Origin of the sequence: Lichenicola sp., from assembly GCF_965198575.1 — a bacterium.
Classification (GTDB): domain Bacteria; phylum Pseudomonadota; class Alphaproteobacteria; order Acetobacterales; family Acetobacteraceae; genus Lichenicola.
Window position 1 is genome coordinate 464,912 of record NZ_OZ240671.1, and the last position, 19,551, is coordinate 484,462.

Genomic DNA, 19,551 nt, shown 5'->3' on the forward strand with positions numbered 1-19,551 from the left:
ATAACGGCGCGCTCCCAGGGTGTCAATGATACAAGGCCTGGGCGCCACACCGACGGCCTGTTCCGGCGGACTGTGGGCCGGTTAATCATCCGCTAGGAAACTCCTGCCAAGCTCCCGCCGACGCCTGCTCAGTCGCCTCTCCGGCGCGTATGGCGTGGTCAAAGGCGCTGCATGACATTGGCACATAGAGATCCGAGCTCACACCTGGCCCGGCGCAACCAGATGCGCCTGCAGGCGCTGTCAGCGTGCGGCCGCACGTGGCTGGTGCTGGCGCCGGTCTCGATCCTCCTCGCCGTCTTCGACGACCTGCTGCAAGGCTCGGCGCGCCCCGGCACCTCAGCGGCTGCACTCGAAGTACCGCTTGCCTGCCTGGTTGTGCTGCACGCCCTGACCGCCTGGCTCTCGCTCCACGAGCGAGCGCGGGCGCCGCATCCGGCGACCGTCGATTATCGCTATGGCTGCGCGATCCTCATGGCTGGCCTCCTGGGCAGCCTGTGGGCGGTGGTGCTGGCGGCGACGTCCCCCGGTCCAAGCCCGGTATTCCAGATGATCCTGGTGCCCACGCTGATCCTCGGCGGCATCCTGCTGGCTCCGGTTCGCGCCGCCGCCCTGCTCTATGTCGGCGCGGTCGCCGGCGGCGCCGTGCTGGCGATGCGGGGCTGGGCCGCGGAGACGATGTGGCCGCCGCTCGGCCCCCTAGCCGGGGGTCTGATTGCTGCCGGTGCCATCGCCTGGCAGCACGCCGAATTCGAGCGGACCACACGACGCGAGTCCGGTCTGGCGGAGCAGACCGAGATCAGCAGCACGCTGCTGCACGAGCTCGAGGAACAGGGCTCGGAATGGCTCTGGGAAACCGGGGCGGATTTCCACCTGGTGACGCCGTCACCGAGGCTGTGCCGCCTGCTCGGATGCAGGAGCCGGACGCTTGCCAACCTGTCGCTGCGCCGCTGGATCAACTCGCGGATGTGGCTGGCGCTCGATGGCCGTGACGGCTTCGAGGCGTTGGCGATGAGCCTCGATTCGAGGTCGGCGTTCCGGCAGGTGCAGATCCCGGTCGGCATCGGGGAGAGCGAACACTGGCTGCTGCTGAGCGGCCGGCCGATGCTCAACATCGACGGCAGCTTCCGCGGCTATCGCGGGGTGGGCTCCGACATCACCGGGATCCGCCAATCCGAACGCCGGATCGCCTGGCTGGCGCGGCACGACAGCCTGACCGGGTTGCCGAATCGGGCGCATTTCCACGAAGCCCTGCGCACCGCATGCGCCCTGCAGGCCGAAAGCGGCGAGAAATTGGCGCTGCTCTGCCTCGATCTCGATGGCTTCAAGGCGATCAACGACACGCTCGGTCACCTCGCCGGCGATGCCCTGCTGACCCAGGTCGCGGCCCGCCTGCGCAGCTGCATTCGCAAGCGCGACCTCATCGGCCGGCTCGGCGGCGACGAGTTCGCGGTTGCCTTGATGGACAGCGATTCCGCGGCGGCGGGCGAACTCGGTCGACGGCTGATGGCGCAGGTCACCGAGCCCTACACCATCAACGGGATCCCGGTGCGGGTCGGGCTCAGCATCGGCGTGATCCTGTCGCCGGACGATGCCACCGGCCACCGGGACCTGCTCAAGGGCGCCGACCTGGCGATGTACCGGGCCAAGGCGGAAGGCCGGGGCACCATCAGCTTCTTCGACAACGACATCGAGAACGGCGCGCAGAATCGCCTGCTGCTCCAGGCGGATCTGCGCCACGCGATCAGCCGCGACGAGATCTCGCTGCACTTTCAGCCGATCATGCACGGGGTTACCGGCCGGGTGGTCGCGGCGGAAGCGCTGGCCCGCTGGATGCACCCGACGCGCGGCATGATCCCCCCGGCCGAATTCATCCCGCTGGCGGAGGAATGCGGGTTGATCGGGGCACTCGGCACCTGGGTGCTGCGACGCGCCTGCCTGGAGGCCACATGCTGGTCTGAGGAGATCGGCATCTCGGTCAACCTGTCGCCGATCCAGCTGCGCGACCCAAGGCTGTTCTCCATCGTCGAGAGCGCGCTGCAGGAAAGCGGTCTGGCGGCCGGACGCCTGGAGCTCGAGATCACCGAGTCGCTGTTCCTGGAGACCAACCCGTTGGTCCGCGAGACCATGCTCAGGCTGAAGCAGCACGGCATCCGCTTCGCCCTCGACGATTTCGGCACCGGCTTCTCGTCGCTCAGCTACCTGCGCCAGTTCCACGTCGATACCGTCAAGATCGACCGCTCCTTCGTCCGCGATCTCGGTACCGACCTGGAGGCGGACATGATCGTGCAGGCGATCACCGGCATGGCAAGGGGCCTCGGCATCACCATCACCGCCGAGGGTGTGGAGACCTTCGACCAGGCCGACCGCCTGCGCGCGAGCGGCTGCACGCAGTTCCAGGGCTTTCTCTACAGCCGCCCCTGCAGCGCAGACGCCGTGCGACGCTTCATGGCGCTGCAGCACACGAGGAACGACGCCAGCGAGGAGCGGCTAGAGGTCCGGTCGCCGATGGCCGGAAGCTGAACCCAGACCTTGCGTCGCCAGCCGAGGAGACCGCCGCCAGCCGGGCGCAGCACCACCATGTGCCGTGCGGCCGCAGCCGCCGCCGAGTGTGACGCACGCCCATCGTTGCCGAGGCGCTTTCCAGCCGCCTGGCCCGCGCAGGCGCCCGCCGCTGCTACCGCTCCGGCGGTAAGGTGACCGCATGGTTGAGCGGCCCGGCCCCGGCGCCGTAACCGGGAGCGGTCTCGATCGCAAGCCGGACATAGTCGCGCGCCCGGACCACTGCCGCGCGCAGGTCCATGCCCTGGGCGATTCCCGTGGCGATGGCGCTCGCCAGGGTGCAGCCGGTGCCATGTGTGTGCCGGGTGTGGATGCGCGGGGCCGAGAAGCTCTCGCACTTGGTCTCGGTCGCCAGCAGGTCGACCACCTCGTCACCCGGCAGGTGACCGCCCTTCAGCAGCACCGCCGGCACGCCCAGCGTCAGCAGCGCGTCGGCGGCACGACGCATGTCGTCCTCGCTCTCGATGCGCATGCCGCACAGCACCTCCGCCTCCGGGAGGTTCGGCGTCAGCAGGCTGGCCAGGGGCAGCAGGTGTCGCTTCATCTCCGCGATCGCCGCCGTCTGCATCAGCCACTGACCGCCCTTGGCTACCATCACCGGGTCGATCACCAGCTTCACGTCCGGCCATTTTCTAAGGCAGTCGGCAGTGGTCGCTATGATCTCCGGCGTGTCGAGCATTCCGGTCTTGAAGGCGTCCGCCCCGAGATCGGCCAGCACGCACTCGATCTGCAGCCGCAGGAACTCGGGCGGCACCTGCATTACGCCGTGCACGCCCAGCGTGTTCTGCGCCGTGAGCGCCGTGATCGCGGTCATCGCGTAGCCGCCGAGTGCGGTGACGGTCTTGATGTCCGCCTGGATCCCGGCGCCACCACCGGAATCGCTGCCGGCGACGATCAGCACACGGCCGCGCATCCGGGTCAGGCCGCCACCGACACGCGTCGGATCGCCTCGCACACACCCGCCACGACCTTGCTGACGAGCCCCTCGTCCTCGGCCTCGGCCATCACCCGGACCACCGGCTCGGTGCCGCTCTCCCGCAGCACCAGCCGTCCGCGGGATCCGAGCTCGTCCTCCGCCCAGCGCCTGGCCTCGCGAACCGCCGGATCGAGCAACGGCGACGGGCCGGTAAACCGCTCGCTCCGCAGCATCTGCGGGAACGGCGTGAACATCTGCAGCGCCTCGCTCGCCGGTCGGCCACGCTCGACCAGCACCGACAGCACCTGCAGGGCGGCGATCAGCCCGTCGCCGGTGGTGGCGAAATCCGACAGCACCATGTGGCCGGACTGCTCGCCGCCGACATTCATGCCGAGCTCGCGCATCCGCTCGACCACGTAGCGATCGCCCACCGCGGTGCGCTCGAGCCGCAGCCCGTCCGCGGCCAGCAGCCGCTCGAGCCCCATGTTCGACATCACGGTCGCGACCACGCCACCACCCTCGAGCCGGCCGGCGGTCGCCCAGGAGCGGGCGATGAGCGCCAGGATCTGGTCGCCATCGATCAGCTGGCCGCGTTCGTCGCACAGCAGCAGCCGGTCGGCGTCGCCATCCAGCGCGATGCCGAGGTCGGCGCGATGGCCCAGCACCGCGGCACTCAAGGCACGCGGACTGGTCGAGCCGCATTGGTGGTTGATGTTCAGCCCGTCCGGCGCGCAGCCGATACGGATCACCTCCGCACCCAGCTCCCAAAGTGCGGTCGGGGCGACCCGGTAGGCGGCCCCGTTCGCGCAATCCAGTACGATCCGCAGCCCGTCCAGCCGGCGGCCGCGCGGGAAGCTGGACTTGGCGCTCTCGACATAGCGGCCGGCCGCATCGTTCAGCCGCGACGCGCGCCCGATCATGTCCGGCGTGGCCAGCCGGCCGGAGAGGTCGGACGCCATCAGCGCCTCGATCTCCAGTTCGGCCTCGTCGGAGAGCTTGAAGCCGTCCGGGCCGAACAGCTTGATGCCGTTATCCTCGAACGGGTTGTGCGACGCCGAGATCATCACGCCGAGATCCGCCCGCAGGCTGCGCGTCAGCAGCGCGATCGCCGGCGTCGGCAGCGGGCCCACCAGCGTCACGTCGATGCCGGCCGCGAGGAACCCCGACACCAGCGCGCACTCGATCATGTAGCCGGACAGCCGCGTGTCCTTGCCGAGCACCACGCGGTGGCGGTGCGTGCCGCGCATGAACCGCAGGCCCGCCGCCTGGCCGAGCCGCTGCGCCACCTCGACGGTCATCGGGTCGGTGTTCGCCGTGCCGCGGATCCCGTCGGTTCCGAACAGCTTCCTTGGACCACTCATCGCGTGCACTTCCGGATCTCTCGAGCAATCCTCTCGTCTAGCTCAGCCATGCACCGCCTGCCAGAGACGCACCGCCTGGACGGTCTCGGCGACGTCATGCACCCGCAGGATGCTGCCTGCGAACACCAGCCCGGGCAACGCCGCCGCGATCGACCCACCGAGCCGGTCGGTGGCGACGCTCTCCCCGCCGAAGCGCCCGATGAAGCCCTTGCGCGACACGCCCAGAAGCACCCGGCAGCCGAGATTGGCCAGGATCGGCAGTCGCCGCAGGAGCTCGAGATTCTGCTCGTGGGTCTTGGCGAAACCGATCCCCGGATCGACGATGATCCGTGTCCGGGCGATGCCGGCGGCCACCGCCTCGTCGATCCGGCCGCCGAGCTCGCGGACCACATCCACGGCGACATCGCGGTAGTCGGTCAGGCCGGCCATCGTCTGCGGGGTGCCGCGCATGTGCATCAGCACCACCGGGCAGCCTGCCTCGGCGATCACGGCGCGTGCCTCCGCATCGTGGGCCAACGCCGACACGTCATTGATCAGGGCCGCACCGGCTCCAAGAGCTGCCCGCATCGTCGCCGCGTGTCGCGTATCGACCGACACCGCACGCCCACGCTCCACCAGCGCACGCAGCACCGGCAGTACCCGCGCCTGCTCCTGCTGCGCCGATACCGGGACCGCACCGGGACGCGTGCTCTCGCCACCGATGTCGATCAGCCCGGCGCCCTGCTGGTGCATCCGGTCCGCCGCGGTGATCGCCGCCGCTTCGGTGTCGAACCGGCCGCCGTCGCTGAAGCTGTCCGGGGTGACGTTCAGGATCCCCATCACCAGGACGCCGGCGGGAAGCCCGGCCATGGGCGGCGCCGTCGTCACACGCGCTTGTTCCGCGGCCCATCCGACCGGAATTTCGCGCGTCGGGACGATGCGCCTATGTTGGCCCTCTACCAGCGCGCACAGGCTGAACGCGACCGGGCCGCCGGCCAGCGGCAAGGCCAGTCCTGCCGCGCAGGCCTCGCGCGCCGCGTCCCCATGCAGCAGGCCGAGCGGCTCGATCAGACGGTCCGTCGTCATCTCCATGAGGCAGGCCAGGTGGTCGTGCAGCGCGCAGTTCCCGTCACGGAGATCATCATGCCCTCGCTTTTCGACCCCATCCAGCTCGGCGCCATCGCCGCCCCGAACCGCATCCTGATGGCGCCACTGACCCGCGGCAGGAGCACCCGCGAGCACGTGCCGACGCCGATCATGGCGCAATATTATGCCCAGCGCGCCAGTGCCGGCCTGATCATCTCCGAGGCGACCGGGATCAGCCGCCAGGGGCTGGGCTGGCCGTACGCACCCGGTCTCTGGCTGCCGGAGCAGGTCGAGGCGTGGAAGCCGGTGACGGAGGCGGTGCACCAGGCCGGCGGTCGCATCATCGCCCAGCTCTGGCACATGGGGCGCCTGGTGCATCCGAGCTTTCTCGACGGTGCGGCGCCGGTGTCCTCCTCGGCCACGACCGGCCCCGACAACGCGCACACCTATGCCGGACGGCAGCCGTACGAACAGGCCCGGGCGCTCCGCGTCGACGAGATCCCGGCGCTGCTCGACGATTATCGCCACGCGACGCGGAACGCTCTCGCGGCGGGGTTCGAGGGCGTTCAGATCCATGCGGCGAATGGCTACCTGATCGACCAGTTCCTGCGCGACAACAGCAACCACCGGGATGATGAATATGGCGGCTCGATCGAGAACCGGATCCGGCTGCTGCGCGAGGTGACGCAGGCTGCGTCCGAGGTTGCGGGTGCCGACCGGGTGTCGGTCCGCCTGTCGCCCAACGGGCTCATCCAGGGCGTCAACGACAGTGACCCGGTCGCCCTCTTCACTGCCGCCGCCGCAGCGCTCTCGACGATCGGGATCGCCTTTCTCGAGATGCGGGAGCCCGGCCTGCACGGGACCTTCGGCACCGCCGACCGACCGCCGATCGCGCCCGCCATCCGCAAGGTCTTCCACGGTCCGCTGGTGCTGAATTCGGATTATGACGGCGCCACCGCACGCGCCGCGGTCGAGAGCGGGCGGGTGGATGCGATCGCGTTCGGACGCACCTTCATCGCCAATCCGGACCTGCCGAGGCGGCTGCGCGACGGGATCCCGTTGGCGAAGGATGTCCAGGCGACCTGGTACAGCCAGGGGCCCGAGGGCTATATCGACTACCCGACCGCGGCCTGACGAAAAAGGGTCCAGGAACATGGTTCCCGGACCCTTGCTTCATGAGCAATGGGCGGGCGATTCAGCCCGGCTGCGGTGCCGGATCGAGACCGCCAGCCGCCGGCGGGATCGCCTCAGGCTTGCGGGTATTAGGAACCGACGCCCGACGATTATCCTGCATCGGCTCGTCGATCACCTTGCGCTCGACCGGCTCGCCGCGCAGGACCTGCCGGATCTCGTCGCCGGACAGCGTCTCATACTCGAGCAGACCATTCGCCAGCTTGTGCAGCTCCTCGACGTTGTCGGTCAGCAGCGTTTTCGCGTTGATATAGGCCTGGTCGATGATCGCCTTGATCTCGGCATCGATCTCCCGGATCGTCTGCTCCGAGACGTTCTTGTTCTGCGTCACCGAGTGTCCGAGGAAGACCTCCTGGCCGTTGTCGCCGTAGGAGATCATCCCGAGCTTGTCGCTCATGCCCCACTCGCTGACCATCCGGCGTGCCTGGTCGGTCGCCATCTTGATGTCGCCCGACGCGCCGTTCGAGACGTTCTCGGCGCCGAAGATGATCTCTTCGGCCGCCCGTCCGCCCATTGCCATGGTCAGCTCGGCAAGCAGCTTGGACTTGCTCTTCGAGTAGCGGTCGCCCTCGGGGAGGCTCATCACCAGGCCGAGCGCACGACCGCGTGGAATGATCGTCGCCTTGTGCACGGGATCGCAGCCGGGCGTGCGGATCGCGCAGAGCGCGTGGCCGCCTTCATGGAACGCGGTCATGCGCTTCTCGTCGTCGCTCATCACCAGCGAACGACGCTCGGCACCCATCATCACCTTGTCCTTGGCGCTCTCGAACTCGAGCATCGCCACCGTGCGCTTGCCCATGCGAGCCGCCAACAGCGCCGCCTCGTTCACCAGGTTGGCAAGGTCCGCACCGGAGAAGCCGGGGGTGCCGCGGGCAATGGTCTTGGGCTCGACGTCGGATGCCAGCGGCACCTTGCGCATGTGCACGCGCAGGATCTTCTCGCGACCGTTCACGTCCGGGTTTGGCACCACCACCTGGCGGTCGAAGCGGCCCGGCCGCAGCAGTGCCGGATCGAGCACGTCAGGGCGGTTGGTGGCGGCGATCAGGATGACGCCCTCGTTGCTCTCGAAGCCGTCCATCTCGACGAGCATCTGGTTCAGCGTCTGCTCGCGCTCGTCATTGCCGCCGCCGAGGCCGGCGCCACGATGACGGCCGACCGCATCGATCTCGTCGATGAAGATGATGCAGGGCGCGCTCTTCTTGCCCTGCTCGAACATGTCGCGCACACGGGACGCACCGACGCCTACGAACATCTCCACGAAGTCGGAACCGGAGATGGTGAAGAACGGGACGTTGGCCTCGCCGGCAATGGCACGCGCGAGCAGCGTCTTGCCGGTGCCCGGAGGACCGACGAGCAGCACGCCTTTGGGGATCTTGCCGCCCAGGCGCTGGAACTTCTGCGGGTCCTTGAGGAACTGCACGATCTCCTCGAGCTCGGACTTGGCCTCGTCGATGCCGGCCACGTCCTCGAAGGTGATCCGACCCTGCTTCTCGGTCAGCAGCTTGGCGCGCGACTTGCCGAAGCCCATGGCGCGACCGCCACCGGACTGCATCTGCCGCATCACGAAGAACCACGCGCCGATGATCAGCAGCAGCGGCGCCCACTGCAGCAGGTAGCGGAACAGCGGATTGACGTCGCTATCCTCGGCCTTAGCGACGACCTCGACCTTCTTGTCGGTGAGGCGGGTAACGAGGTTCGGGTCCTCCGGCGTGTAGGTCTCGAAGCTGGTCCCGTCGGTCAGCACGCCGGACACGTTGTGGTCCTGGATGACCACCGAGCGCACCCGGCCGTCATTCACGTCACCGACGAAATCGGAATAGGCGAGCTGTTGCGCCGCGTGTTGGTTGCTGCCCGGCTGGAAGACGCTGAACAGCAGCACCAGCAGCAATGCGATGATGACCCAGAGGGCCAGGTTCCGGCCGAAATTGCTCATCTTGCCTTACAGTTCCACGCTCGAGACCCGGCCGAGACCGCCTCGCCGCCAGCAGCGGTTCGGACGACCATAGACGAGCGAGCCGCCAAAGCACCACTCTCAGGAACTAGATTGGGATGATCCGATGCCTGGGGAAGTGCCGGCGACACGATCAACCTGCACCCGCAGAGGTTAATCGGCGATGAACAACCCCGAGCCGATGGCCGGTGACGGCGGCATCAGCCGGAACCGAAGGCCACCCAGCCCCGGCTCGTTCGTCCAGAGCAGGTGCGGCACCGCCACCAGCCGCCCCGCCCGGCGCAGTGCCGGCAGGCTCGCCACCACCGCCCCCGGCAAGGCTGCCGCCGGCGCGCACCGGCCCGATCCCGCCCGGAGCGCCGCCTGGTCTGCGCCGACAGCGGACATGACCAGTCCGGCCAGATCCGTCCTGCGGTCAGGGTTGCTCGCGAGCCGGTAGCGTCGGTCCCACAAGGTTCCGGGCGCGGCATCCAGGTCGGGACCGATCAGGCCCTGCTCGCGCAGCAACACCCATCCCGCCCCAAGCCGCCCCGCCGGCATCAGCCTCGTGCCGGCGAGCGTGCAGGCGCAGGGCCGACGCAGCATTTCCTCGATCGCAGCCGGCGGAGGTGGATAGCTGCCGGCCCCGACCGCCCGGATGAGGCCGGCGAGCGCGCCTGCAGGAACCAGCCCGGGCGGCAGCAGCGCGAAGCCTCCCGGCCGCATCGATGCCGACCCGGCCAGCGCGGCGGCATCGGCCTGCTGCCGGAGCGCTCGCTGCCGCCTGTCCCCGGTCGCCGCGCGGAGTATCCCGGGCACGGGATCGGGCACGCCCGCAGCGAGCTCCTGCCGCACTCGGGTCCGCAATGCATGTCGATCGGCGTTGGAGGGATCGTCCACCCAGCCGATGCCACGGAGCCGCAGCAGGGCTCGCAGCCGGCCGGGCGCGACCCGGAGCAGCGGCCTGACCAGCCGCAGATCGAGGGTCTCGACCAGGTCGGCCATCCCGGCCAGCCCGTCGGGACCGCTGCCGGCCCGGCGGCGCATCAGCACGGTCTCGGCCTGGTCGCCGGCATGGTGACCCAGCAGGAGGTCGACGGTGCCGATGCTGCGGCAGGCGCGGGTCAGGATGTCATAGCGGGCGATCCGCGCGCGTTCGGCCAGAGCGGGCCCGACTTCCAGCCCCGACAGGCGCAGCATCCGGCTGTCGATGCCGAGGCCGGCCAGGCGTTCGACGGTCGAGAATGCCTCCCGAGCCGACCCGGCGCGCAATCCGTGATCGACGACCAGCGCCATCACCTGGATCCCTCGCACCCGGGCCCAGTGCGCTGTCAGCAGGGCCAGCGCCATGCTGTCTGCGCCTCCCGACACCGCCATCGCGATCGGCACCTGCCCGACCGGGCCTCGCGGCGCTGGACCCAGGTCCGGACGAGGCAAGCCGGCACCAGGCCAGGGCCCCAGGGGCGCCATCAGGACGGCAAATTCATCGTCGCCGAGCGGCGCAGGCGGACCCTCACCAGGCGACGGGCGGGTCACGTCACTCCGCGGCGCCGCGGTGCACGTGCCAGGGTCAGTGGCAGCCGCCGCGGCCGCGCAACACCGTGTAGGCGCTGCGAACCCGGGGGGCGGCCGTCGGGAATTCGCCATGCAGCTTGGCAAGCGCCTGGCAGGCGGACGGCTTGTCGCCCAGGGCCAGCAGCGAGGCGCTGACGCCGAGCAGCGCGTCCGGCGCCCGACCGGATCGCGGCGCACGGTTATAGGCGTCGTAATAGGCGACGGCCGCCTGCTGGTACTGGCGCTGGCCGGCCAGCGATTGGCCGAGCAGGAACTGCGCATCCACCTGGCGCGGACTGCGCGGACCGGCAAGCACCGCCTGCGCGGCCGCCTGCGCCGCCGGATAGTCATGGTGCGCGAGTGCCGCATTGCCCGCGGCGAGCGAGGCTTCCGGCGTGCGACGCGGCGGCGGCGGTGCCGCGGCCGGGCCGGGGGTGGCCACCGGCGCCGGAGCACCCGCCGCTGCGCCCGCATTGTCGCCCGGGGTCGGCGGATTGCCGGCTCCCGGTGCGCCACCATGCCCCTGCTGCAGGGCGAAGTTCATGTCGGCGATCTGCTTGGTCAGAGCGGCATTCTGCTGCTGCACCTGGTTGCTCAACTGGTCCAGTTCGCCGCGCATGTCGCGCACCTGCTGCTCGAGGGTCTGCACCCGGTCGAGCAGCTGTGGTGCCAGCCCGTTGGCATCCCCGGCATCGCCGCCCTGGGAGGGCTGGCTGGCCATTGGCGGGGCCATCGGCGCGCCGCCGCCGTTGCCGCCGCCGCCGCCGCCATTCGCCTCGACCTGCTCGAGCTCATGCCGGAGCTCCAGGACTTGGTTCTGCAGCGAAATAGCTTCCCGGCTCACCATCTGGGCGGCCGCCGGACGCGGCAGCGCTGCCACCGAAAAGCCGATCATCAGGGCGACAAGGCTGGAAGACGGAGCAACAGGACGCATCGGAATCCTCTGGGAGCGGGCAGCGGCCAGACGCTAGAGCATGGGCCGCCAGGCTGGAAGCAGCCCAGGCCGGCGGCGCAGCGGCAACGGCCGGTCGACATGAAAAACGCCCCGGGGAGGTCCCCAGGGCGCTTGGCAGGTTCAGGGTCCGCGAAGGGCCGAAGCCCGGCGTGGGCTCAGCGAACCGAGGTGATCGCGTTGCGGTTCTGCGCCCAGGACTGCTCGTCGTCGCCGGTGGCGGTCGGGCGGTCCTTGCCGTAGCTGATGGTCGAGATGCGATCGGCCGAGACGCCCTTGGCGACCAGGTAGTCGCGCGCTGCGTTGGCGCGGCGGTTGCCGAGCGCGATGTTGTATTCCTCGGTGCCGCGATCGTCGCAGTTGCCGGCGACCTGCACGGTGACCTGCGGATAGCGTGCGAGCCATGCCGCCTGGCGATCGAGGGTCGCCTGCGCTTCGCTGGAGAGGGTGTTCCGCGCCAGGTCGAAATAGACGCGGTCACCGACATTGGCCACCAGATCGGCTTCGCTGCCCGGAGCGGCGCTGCCGGTCGGTGCCGAGGTGGCGCCCAGGCCTGACGCGGAGCCGGTGTTGGCAGCCTTGTCGTCGGAGCACGCGGCAAGTGCCGCAACGAGGGCGAGCGCCCCGAGAAGCTTCAATTTCATGTGGTTCGTTCCTGGAAGCGGTGCGGTTGCAGTCGAAGCGGCAGGCCGGGCTGGCACCCGACCATGTCATGGAGCAAGAAACGCGCGATCGAGCGTCGGACAATCAAGACCATCCGCCGATTACTGCGTCGTTTCGGTGCCGGTCAAGTCGCCAACGCGGATAGCGTGCTTTCGATGCGTCGGCGGAGAAACTTTTTGCTCGCGGGCTGCAGCCTCAACCCTTGAGCGGCGACCAGGCCGGATCCGACGCGCCGCCCGCCGTGTGCATGACGCGCTCGTTGAAGCCCGCGATGTCGATCTGGCCGAGGCTGCTGGAGAAGCCCGCCCCGCTCGCACCGCCGGAGGTCTGCCGGCAATAGGCCAGCACCCGGCCGTTCGGGCAGAAGGTCGGGCTCTCGACGGTGAAACCCTGGGTCAGGATGCGCTCACCGGTTCCGTCCGGCGCCATCACGCCGATCGAGAAGCCGCCGCTGCCGATCCGTACGAACGCGATCAGGTCGCCACGCGGGCTCCACACCGGAGACTCGTACTGCCCCGAGCCGTAGCTGATGCGCCTGGCACCGCCGCCGCCGGCGCTCATGACATAGAGCTGCGGGCTGCCGCCACGGTCGGAGGTAAACACGATCTGGCTGCCGTCGGGACTGTAGCAGGGACTGGTGTCGATGGCGCCCGAGTTGGTCAACTGGTGCGAGCCGCCGCCGCCGAGGCCAACGGTATAGATGTCGGAGCCGCCGCCGCGGGTCACCGACATGACCACCGAGCTGCCGTCGGGCGCGAAGCGCGGGGCGAAGCTGATGCCGGCGAACTCGCCCAGGATCTGCTGCCGGCCGCTGCCGAGGTCATACAGGTACACCCGCGGTCGGTCGTTGGCGTAGCTCATGAAGGCGATCTCGTCGCGCGTCGGGTGGAAGCGCGGTGTCAGCACCAGCCATTCGCCGCCGGTGAGATAGCGGCTGTTGGCGCCGTCCTGGTCCATGATTGCCAGGCGGGTGGTCTGGTGCGAGCGCGGGCCGGAGCGGGCGACGTAGGCGATGCGGGTGTCGAAATAGCCCTTGTCGCCGAGCATCCGCTCGTAGATCACGTCGGCGATGATGTGGGCGATCCGGCGCCAGTTGCCGCCGCTGGCGGTGTAAGCGGTGCCCTGCAGCTGCTGGCCGGTCAGCACGTTCCACAGCCGGAACTCGACCCGCACGCTGCTGCCCGACCCGGAGGTGGTGCCGGCAGCCAACGCGTGCGCACCCAGGCTCTTGTAGAGGTCGAAGTTCGGCGTCCCGGGATCGACCGGCGTGGATTGGTCGCCGACCGGCTTGAACAGCCCGCAGCCGGCAAGATCGTCGCTGATCACCTGGGTCATCTGCTGGCCGATGCCCGGGCCGAACGACGGGATGGCGATCGGGATCGGTGCGGTACGGGCCTGATCGACGGTGATCTCCGCCTCGCCGGGCTGGCTTCCGGCCGGCGGGGGCGCGCCGGGTGCTCCCTGGGCCAACGCCGCCAGGGGCGACATGACGATCCCGCCGGCGATCGTGCCGCCGATGAGGCCGCGGCGGCTCAGGCCCTGGTTGCCATCCGTGATGATCGACATCGCGTTCTCCATGCTCTGGCCCATCACGGGCGGAAGACGAAACTCAGCTGCTGGGTGTGGCCCAGCAGGTTGGCCGGGATCGGCAGGTGGGCGCAGGTCGGATTGAGCACCGCATCACGCGCCCGCTCCGCCAACGCCCGGTAGCCCGGATCCGACGCCATGCGCGCCGCGGTGTCCGGCTTGAACTCGACCAGCCGCGCCTCGCCCGTCGCATCCACCGTGACCGTCAGGTGTGCGGTGAACTGCGCGTAGTTCTTGGCCTCGGTATCCTCCGAGTAGCAGCGCCGCACCGAGTTGCCGATCGCCTTCTGGGCGCCGGCACTGAGCGAGCCGGTCACGTCTCCGGCACGCGACGGCGAACCGCCCTGGTCGGGGTTGGCGTGGAACCGCGGCGGATGCGTCTGCGGCTGGTCGGCACGGAACTTCTCCAGCGTCGCCAGCAGCGAATGCGTGTCGGGCTCGGCGTTCCTGGTCTTGTTCGGCTGCGTCAGCCGCGACGGCATCGTCATCTTCGGCAGCTCCGGCTGCGGGTGCGGCGTCGGCGGCGACACGGCATGGCTCGGCGCCGGCGGTGCCGGCTTCGGCGGCGGCGCCTTCACGACGTCGGGCGATTCCGCCTGGATCTTGGGCGGGATCTCGAGCGGCGGCACCGGCGCCTGCACGGCCTCGGGCGGCGGCGGCACCGGCGTCGGTGGTGGTGGCGGCGGCGGCGGCTCCTCGACCGGCACCGGCTCGGGCGGCGTCGGCGAGATCGGCGCCACCTTCTCGACCTTGGACGGCGCCGGCACCGGCTTGGTGGTCGGCTGGTCGCCCTTACGGGACTGACTTGGCGGTCCGGCGAAATCCATCTCGACGGAGGGCGGGTCGGGCGGCTCGGGCGGCTTGGTGATCGGCGGGATCACGACGATGAGCGCCAGCAGCAACGCCAGGTGCAGCCCGCCGGAGACAAGCGCCGCCCGTTTCAGGCCACGGTTTTCGTCCCGCCGAATGCGCGCCATTGCCGCCACGCTGCCACCAGTCTCCGCCTGCTAGCGGCCGCCGCTCGCACCGGCACCTGACGGCTGCTCGGCGAGCAGCGCCACGTGGGTGAAGCCGCCGGACGTGATCGTGCCCATCACCTGCATGACGCGGCCGTAATCGATGTGCTGGTCGCCGCGCACGAAGATGCGATGGTTCGGATCGTTCTGTGCCGCCGCCTGCAGCTTGGCGACGAGCTCGTCGTTGCTGACCGCATCGTCGCCCAGATACAGCGTGCCGTCGCTCTTGATGGTCAGCGTGATCGGCTTGGTGTCGGCATTGACCGGCGAGGCGTTGGTCTTCGGCAGGTCGACATTGACGCCGCTGGTCATCAGCGGCGCCGTCACCATGAAGATGATCAGCAGCACCAGCATGACGTCGACCAGCGGGGTCACGTTGATGTCGGACATCGGCCGGTACCGACCGCGCCCCCGTCCGCCGCCGCCGCCGAGCTGCATCGCCATGAGCTCAGGCCCTCTCTTCGGACTGGCGCGACAGGATCGCGCCGAATTCGGTGCCGAACGCTTCCAGGCGGGCAGCGAAGCGGGCCAGGTCCTGGTTGATCTTGTTGTAGGCGATGACCGCCGGGATCGCCGCGACCAGGCCGATGGCGGTGGCGAACAGCGCCTCGGCGATGCCGGGGGCGACCACGCTCAGGTTGGTGTTGTGCATCGCCGCGATCGCCGAGAACGAGTGCATGATGCCCCAGACGGTGCCGAACAGGCCGATGAACGGCGCCGTCGAGCCGACCGTGGCGAGGAAGATCATCCAGCGCTCGAGCCGCTCGAGCTCGCGGGTGACGGTGATCGCCATCGCCCGGTCGACGCGCTCGCCGACACTGCCTCGGCTGAGGTCGGCGCCGGCCACGCGGGCGCTGCGCCGCCACTCGCCCATCGCGGCGCCGAACACGGCGGCCATCGGATGCGACGGCTTGGCGCCCTCGGTCTCGTAGAGGTCGTCGAGGCTGCCACCGGACCAGAAGCGATCCTCGAAGGCGGCGGCCCGCCGGTTGGCGCGGCGGATCGAGATGGTCTTCTCGAAGATGATCGCCCAGACCCAGACGCTTGCGGCGATCAGCCCCAGCATCACCAGCTTGACGACGAAGGAGGCCTGCAGGAACAGCCCCCAGAGCGAGAGGTCCCCGCCCGAAGCCGCAGCCAGGTTCGCCGCATCAACCGCCCGATCCAAACACGCCTCCATTCCGACGTCGGCATGCCGCCCGGTCCCGGTCATCGGACCGGGGGTCGGACTTCGCCACTCGCCGCGCTTCCTAGAGGGTTTTCAGCCGAAGCAGAAGCTTTGTCCCGTAGCTCGTTGCAGGTGGCTGTCTTTTAATCCGGCGCGGAGAGCCGGCCCAGCACGGTGGCCCAGGGCTCGGGCACCCGCACCGGCCGGCCATCGCTCGTGCGGATGCTGGCCAGGGTGATTTCGAGCCTGGCATGCAGCACCGGCGCCGCGTCCGGTGTGGGCTCGGTCTGCAGGGTCTGGCGCAACCGCACGCTGGCGCCTCGACGCTCGGCAATGTCGGTCGAGACCGTCACTAGGTCGTCGAGTCGCAGTGGCCGCAGGTAGTCCACCAACGCCCGGCGCACCACGAAGGCGATGCCGTGCTCCTGCAGCAGCGAGATCGCCGACGCACCCGCCTCACGCAACGCCTCGCTGCGGCCACGCTCGGCGAAGGCCAGATACTGCGCGTGGTACATCACCCCGCCGGCGTCGGTGTCCTCGTAATACACCCGGAACCGCACCTGATGTGTCGCCACCGCCGGCTACTCCTCGGCCAGCAGGTCGAGCTGGCCGGTGCGATCGGGCGGCGGCTTCAGTCCGAGATGCGCCCAGCCGCGATCCGCCAGCACCCGGCCGCGACTTGTTCGCAGGACGAGCCCTTCCTGGATCAGGAACGGCTCCACCACGTCCTCAAGGGTGTCGCGCGCCTCGGCCAGTGCCGCCGCCAGTGTCTCGATGCCGACCGGGCCGCCGCGGTGATGCTCGGCGATGCGCTTCAGGTAGCGCCGGTCCATCGCGTCCAGCCCGATCGCGTCGACCTCGAGCCTCGACAGCGCCGCATCCGCCAGCGCGCGATCGACCGGTCGTGTCGAGGTCCGTCCGACGGATGCGAAATCGCGCACCCGCCGCAGCAGCCGGCCGGCGACGCGGGGTGTGCCACGGCTGCGACGGGCGATCTCCTCGGCACCCTCCGGATCGAGCGCGAACCGCAGCTTCTCGGCGCCGCGCGCCACGATCAGCCGCAGCTCCTCGTGGGTGTAGAACACCAGCCGCAACGGGATGCCGAATCGGTCGCGCAGCGGTGTCGCCAGCAGCCCGGCGCGGGTGGTGGCGGCGACCAGCGTGAACGGCGACAGGTCGATGCGTACCGAGCGCGCCGCCGGCCCCTCGCCGATGATCAGGTCGAGCTGGAAGTCCTCCATCGCCGGATACAGGATCTCCTCGATCGCCGGCTGCAGGCGGTGGATCTCGTCGATGAACAGCACGTCGCGCGGCTGCAGGTTGGTCAGGATCGCGGCCAGATCGCCGGCGCGCTGGATCACCGGTCCGGAGGTGGCGCGGAACCCGACGCCCAGCTCGCGGGCGACGATCTGTGCCAGCGTGGTCTTGCCGAGGCCGGGCGGGCCGTGCAGCAGCACATGGTCGAGCGCCTCGCCGCGACCGCGCGCCGCCTGGATGAAGATGGACAGGTTCTCCCGCGCCGCCCGCTGGCCGACAAAATCATCCAGCACCTGGGGGCGTAGCGTGGCTTCCGCCGCATCCTCGTCGGCGCGGCGCGGATCGATGGCGCGCGGATCGGCCTCGTCGCGGGCGCTCACTTCGCGAGCTCCTTCAGGCTGTCACGGATCACCGTGTCCAGCCGCGCCTCCTTGCCCAACCGCTCGATGATCCGGCCGACCACCGGATGCGCCTCGACGCGGCGGAAGCCGAGCCCGGCAAGGGCGGCCAGCGCATCCGCCTCGACACCGCCACCAGCATTGACGCCAGACACGCCGCCGGTCGCCGCACTGCTCGGCATGGCGCCGGCCTTCTCCTTGAGCTCGCTCAGGATCCGCTCGGCGAGCCTGGCGCCGACGCCAGGCGCGCGGGTCAGGCTCGGCCGGTCGCCCGCCGCAATCACCGCGATCAGGTCCCGCGGCGACAAGGCGGACAGCACGCCGAGCGCCACCTTGGCCCCCACGCCCTGCACCGTCGTGAGCAGCCGGAACCAGTCACGCTCGGCACTGTCGGCGAAGCCGTACAGCAGGATCGCGTCCTCGCGCACCACCGTCTCGACCAGCACCCGGGCCACCTCGGGCGGTTGCGGCAGCGCCGAGAGCGTGCGCGTCGAGGCCTGCACCAGGTAGCCGACGCCGGCGACATCGACGATGCAGCGATCCGCCTCGAGCTGGCCGACCAGCCCTGTCAGCTGGGCGATCATGCCGGGCTCACGGCGGCGGCTTGGCACACGCGCAGGATTGGATCAGTCAGAGGCAACGCGGCGAATCCCGGAACGTGGCGGTCGAGAGCGTGAGGCTAGCATGGCAACCGATGCAGTTCGACGCGATGCCGGCCTGGAGCTGCGATCCGCTCGCCTGCTGATCCGGCCGCTCGCGATCGAGGACGCGCCGGCCCTGCAGGCGTATCGCTCCGACCCCGAAGTGGCGCGCTACCAGTCCTGGACCTGGTTCGACGAGATCGATGCCGCGTGCCTCGCCGGCGCCCAGGACAGTCTTGCGCCGGATACGCCGGGGACCTGGTTCCAGCTGGCGCTCGTCGAGGCGGCATCCGGCACCCTGGTCGGCGATTGCGGGCTGCATTTCCTGGCCAGCGACCCGCGCCAGGTCGAGCTCGGCATCACCCTCGCGCGCCCACGACAAGGGGAAGGATTCGCGCGCGAGGCGGTGCAGTGCGTGCTCGGATACCTGTTCGGGTCGCTGGAGAAGCACCGGGTCTATGCGCTGACCGATGCACGCAACGACGCGGCTGCCGGGCTGTTCCGCGGGCTCGGCTTCCGCCAGGAGGCGCATTTCGTCGAGCATGTGTGGTCCGAGGACGGATACGGCAGCGAGTTCCTGTTCGCCATGCTCCGGCGGGAGTGGCTCAACTGCGGCTGAGATCGGTCCGCGCGAAGTCCGAGCCCGTGTACAGGAGGGTGGCTGAGTTCGCCCGGGCGGCCGCGTAGGCAAGGCAGTCGCCCATGTTCAGGGCGGCGGGATGACGTCCCTTGCCGAAGCGGTCGTAGGCATCGGTCGCCAGCTGGAATTCGGGGGCGCCGATCGCCACCATCCTGACGCCGGCCAAATCCAGGAACGCCTGCACCGTGGCGCGGGCGTCGGGGACGGAGACTGCGAACGACCGGCACAGGCCCGCCACCGTTTCCCATACCGAAACGGCCGAGCAGATCCGGTCGCGATCGGCCTCCAGCGCATCGGCCAAGGCATCCGCATCCTCCTCGCCGGCAATGATGGCGATCAGCGCCGACGCGTCGATGAAGATCGTCACAGCCCGTCGGACAGCTCGTCGAAGAACGCCTTGTCGGCGACGTTGCCGATAGGCGGTGGCAGCGTGTGGGTGGCGCGCAGAGCGGCCAGTCGCTCCCTGAGCGGCACCCGTTCGGCCGCACGGTCCAGTTCCGCCTGCACCGCCATCTTGACCGCGGCCTGCTTCGACAGACCGCGTATCGTCGCCAGCTGCGCTACCAGTTGGGCGGTCACGTCGTCCTTGATGAAAAGCGGCATCGTGGGCTCCCGGGGGATATCCTTCGTCTAGTGTTGGATATCCGGCTCCG

At 69.7% G+C, this 19,551-nt stretch carries 19 protein-coding genes; 3 read left to right on the top strand and 16 right to left on the bottom strand.

The genetic code is table 11. The annotated features are described in order from the left end of the window. Nucleotides 1–222: 222 nt before the first annotated feature. Nucleotides 223–2,520, top strand: a complete 2,298-nt coding sequence (locus ACOEQ2_RS02360) for a putative bifunctional diguanylate cyclase/phosphodiesterase (RefSeq protein ID WP_419729788.1) — start codon at nucleotides 223–225, stop codon at nucleotides 2,518–2,520. A gap of 154 nt (nucleotides 2,521–2,674) precedes the next feature. Here the strand turns inward: ACOEQ2_RS02360 and thiD are convergent, their stop codons facing one another. Genes thiD through folP form a run of 3 tightly spaced genes read right to left on the bottom strand, consistent with a single transcriptional unit; the run spans nucleotide 2,675 to nucleotide 5,901 of the window. After that, entirely contained in the window at nucleotides 2,675–3,472 is a 798-nt protein-coding gene (gene thiD, locus ACOEQ2_RS02365; RefSeq protein ID WP_419731113.1) for a bifunctional hydroxymethylpyrimidine kinase/phosphomethylpyrimidine kinase, read from the bottom strand. Nucleotides 3,473–3,477: 5 nt separating this feature from the next. Then, on the bottom strand, nucleotides 3,478–4,836 hold the full coding sequence (glmM, locus tag ACOEQ2_RS02370; RefSeq protein WP_419729789.1) for a phosphoglucosamine mutase: 1,359 nt from the start codon (nucleotides 4,834–4,836) through the stop codon (nucleotides 3,478–3,480). A gap of 42 nt (nucleotides 4,837–4,878) precedes the next feature. After that, nucleotides 4,879–5,901, bottom strand: a complete 1,023-nt coding sequence (gene folP, locus ACOEQ2_RS02375) for a dihydropteroate synthase (protein WP_419731114.1) — start codon at nucleotides 5,899–5,901, stop codon at nucleotides 4,879–4,881. Between the two features lie 57 nt (nucleotides 5,902–5,958). Between folP and ACOEQ2_RS02380 the strand changes: the two genes are divergently transcribed. Then, on the top strand, nucleotides 5,959–7,035 hold the full coding sequence (locus tag ACOEQ2_RS02380; protein ID WP_419729790.1) for an alkene reductase: 1,077 nt from the start codon (nucleotides 5,959–5,961) through the stop codon (nucleotides 7,033–7,035). Nucleotides 7,036–7,096: 61 nt separating this feature from the next. Here ACOEQ2_RS02380 and ftsH read toward each other — a convergent pair whose 3' ends face one another. The 11 genes from ftsH to ruvA all read right to left on the bottom strand — a co-directional run bounded on the left by ftsH (nucleotide 7,097) and on the right by ruvA (nucleotide 18,201). Next, complete coding sequence (gene ftsH, locus ACOEQ2_RS02385; RefSeq protein WP_419729791.1) at nucleotides 7,097–9,025, bottom strand: ATP-dependent zinc metalloprotease FtsH; 1,929 nt, start codon at nucleotides 9,023–9,025, stop codon at nucleotides 7,097–7,099. Nucleotides 9,026–9,196: 171 nt separating this feature from the next. Continuing rightward, nucleotides 9,197–10,411, bottom strand: coding sequence for a tRNA lysidine(34) synthetase TilS (gene tilS, locus ACOEQ2_RS02390; RefSeq protein ID WP_419729792.1), 1,215 nt, complete (start codon nucleotides 10,409–10,411; stop codon nucleotides 9,197–9,199). Nucleotides 10,412–10,592: 181 nt separating this feature from the next. Beyond that, nucleotides 10,593–11,510 carry a hypothetical protein gene (locus ACOEQ2_RS02395; RefSeq protein WP_419729793.1) on the bottom strand — a complete coding sequence of 306 codons (918 nt, stop codon included), beginning with the start codon at nucleotides 11,508–11,510 and terminating at the stop codon, nucleotides 10,593–10,595. A 176-nt stretch (nucleotides 11,511–11,686) separates the two neighbouring features. Next, nucleotides 11,687–12,172 (bottom strand): peptidoglycan-associated lipoprotein Pal, encoded by a 486-nt coding sequence (pal, locus tag ACOEQ2_RS02400; RefSeq protein WP_419729794.1) that lies wholly within the window; start codon nucleotides 12,170–12,172, stop codon nucleotides 11,687–11,689. A 214-nt stretch (nucleotides 12,173–12,386) separates the two neighbouring features. Further along, entirely contained in the window at nucleotides 12,387–13,757 is a 1,371-nt protein-coding gene (gene tolB / locus ACOEQ2_RS02405; protein WP_419729795.1) for a Tol-Pal system beta propeller repeat protein TolB, read from the bottom strand. Nucleotides 13,758–13,780: 23 nt separating this feature from the next. Then, nucleotides 13,781–14,755 (bottom strand): energy transducer TonB, encoded by a 975-nt coding sequence (locus ACOEQ2_RS02410; RefSeq protein WP_419729796.1) that lies wholly within the window; start codon nucleotides 14,753–14,755, stop codon nucleotides 13,781–13,783. A 30-nt stretch (nucleotides 14,756–14,785) separates the two neighbouring features. After that, nucleotides 14,786–15,238, bottom strand: a complete 453-nt coding sequence (gene tolR, locus ACOEQ2_RS02415) for a protein TolR (protein WP_419729797.1) — start codon at nucleotides 15,236–15,238, stop codon at nucleotides 14,786–14,788. 4 nt (nucleotides 15,239–15,242) lie between these two features. Next, nucleotides 15,243–15,974: a protein TolQ gene (tolQ, locus tag ACOEQ2_RS02420; RefSeq protein WP_419731115.1), complete on the bottom strand. Its 732-nt coding sequence runs from the start codon at nucleotides 15,972–15,974 to the stop codon at nucleotides 15,243–15,245. A 131-nt stretch (nucleotides 15,975–16,105) separates the two neighbouring features. After that, complete coding sequence (locus tag ACOEQ2_RS02425; protein ID WP_419729798.1) at nucleotides 16,106–16,537, bottom strand: YbgC/FadM family acyl-CoA thioesterase; 432 nt, start codon at nucleotides 16,535–16,537, stop codon at nucleotides 16,106–16,108. Nucleotides 16,538–16,543: 6 nt separating this feature from the next. Further along, complete coding sequence (gene ruvB / locus ACOEQ2_RS02430) at nucleotides 16,544–17,599, bottom strand: Holliday junction branch migration DNA helicase RuvB (protein WP_419729799.1); 1,056 nt, start codon at nucleotides 17,597–17,599, stop codon at nucleotides 16,544–16,546. Beyond that, nucleotides 17,596–18,201, bottom strand: a complete 606-nt coding sequence (gene ruvA / locus ACOEQ2_RS02435) for a Holliday junction branch migration protein RuvA (protein ID WP_419729800.1) — start codon at nucleotides 18,199–18,201, stop codon at nucleotides 17,596–17,598. Before ruvA ends, ruvB begins: the two co-directional genes overlap by 4 nt. 100 nt (nucleotides 18,202–18,301) lie before the next feature. On the opposite strand from ruvA, the gene ACOEQ2_RS02440 reads away from it, so the two are divergent. Further along, entirely contained in the window at nucleotides 18,302–18,877 is a 576-nt protein-coding gene (locus tag ACOEQ2_RS02440; RefSeq protein ID WP_419729801.1) for a GNAT family N-acetyltransferase, read from the top strand. Here the strand turns inward: ACOEQ2_RS02440 and ACOEQ2_RS02445 are convergent. Continuing rightward, entirely contained in the window at nucleotides 18,864–19,265 is a 402-nt protein-coding gene (locus ACOEQ2_RS02445; protein ID WP_419729802.1) for a type II toxin-antitoxin system VapC family toxin, read from the bottom strand. The genes ACOEQ2_RS02440 and ACOEQ2_RS02445 overlap by 14 nt on opposite strands. Continuing rightward, nucleotides 19,262–19,501, bottom strand: a complete 240-nt coding sequence (locus ACOEQ2_RS02450) for a type II toxin-antitoxin system VapB family antitoxin (protein ID WP_419729803.1) — start codon at nucleotides 19,499–19,501, stop codon at nucleotides 19,262–19,264. The genes ACOEQ2_RS02445 and ACOEQ2_RS02450 overlap by 4 nt, the downstream gene beginning before the upstream one ends. Nucleotides 19,502–19,551 lie beyond the last annotated feature (50 nt).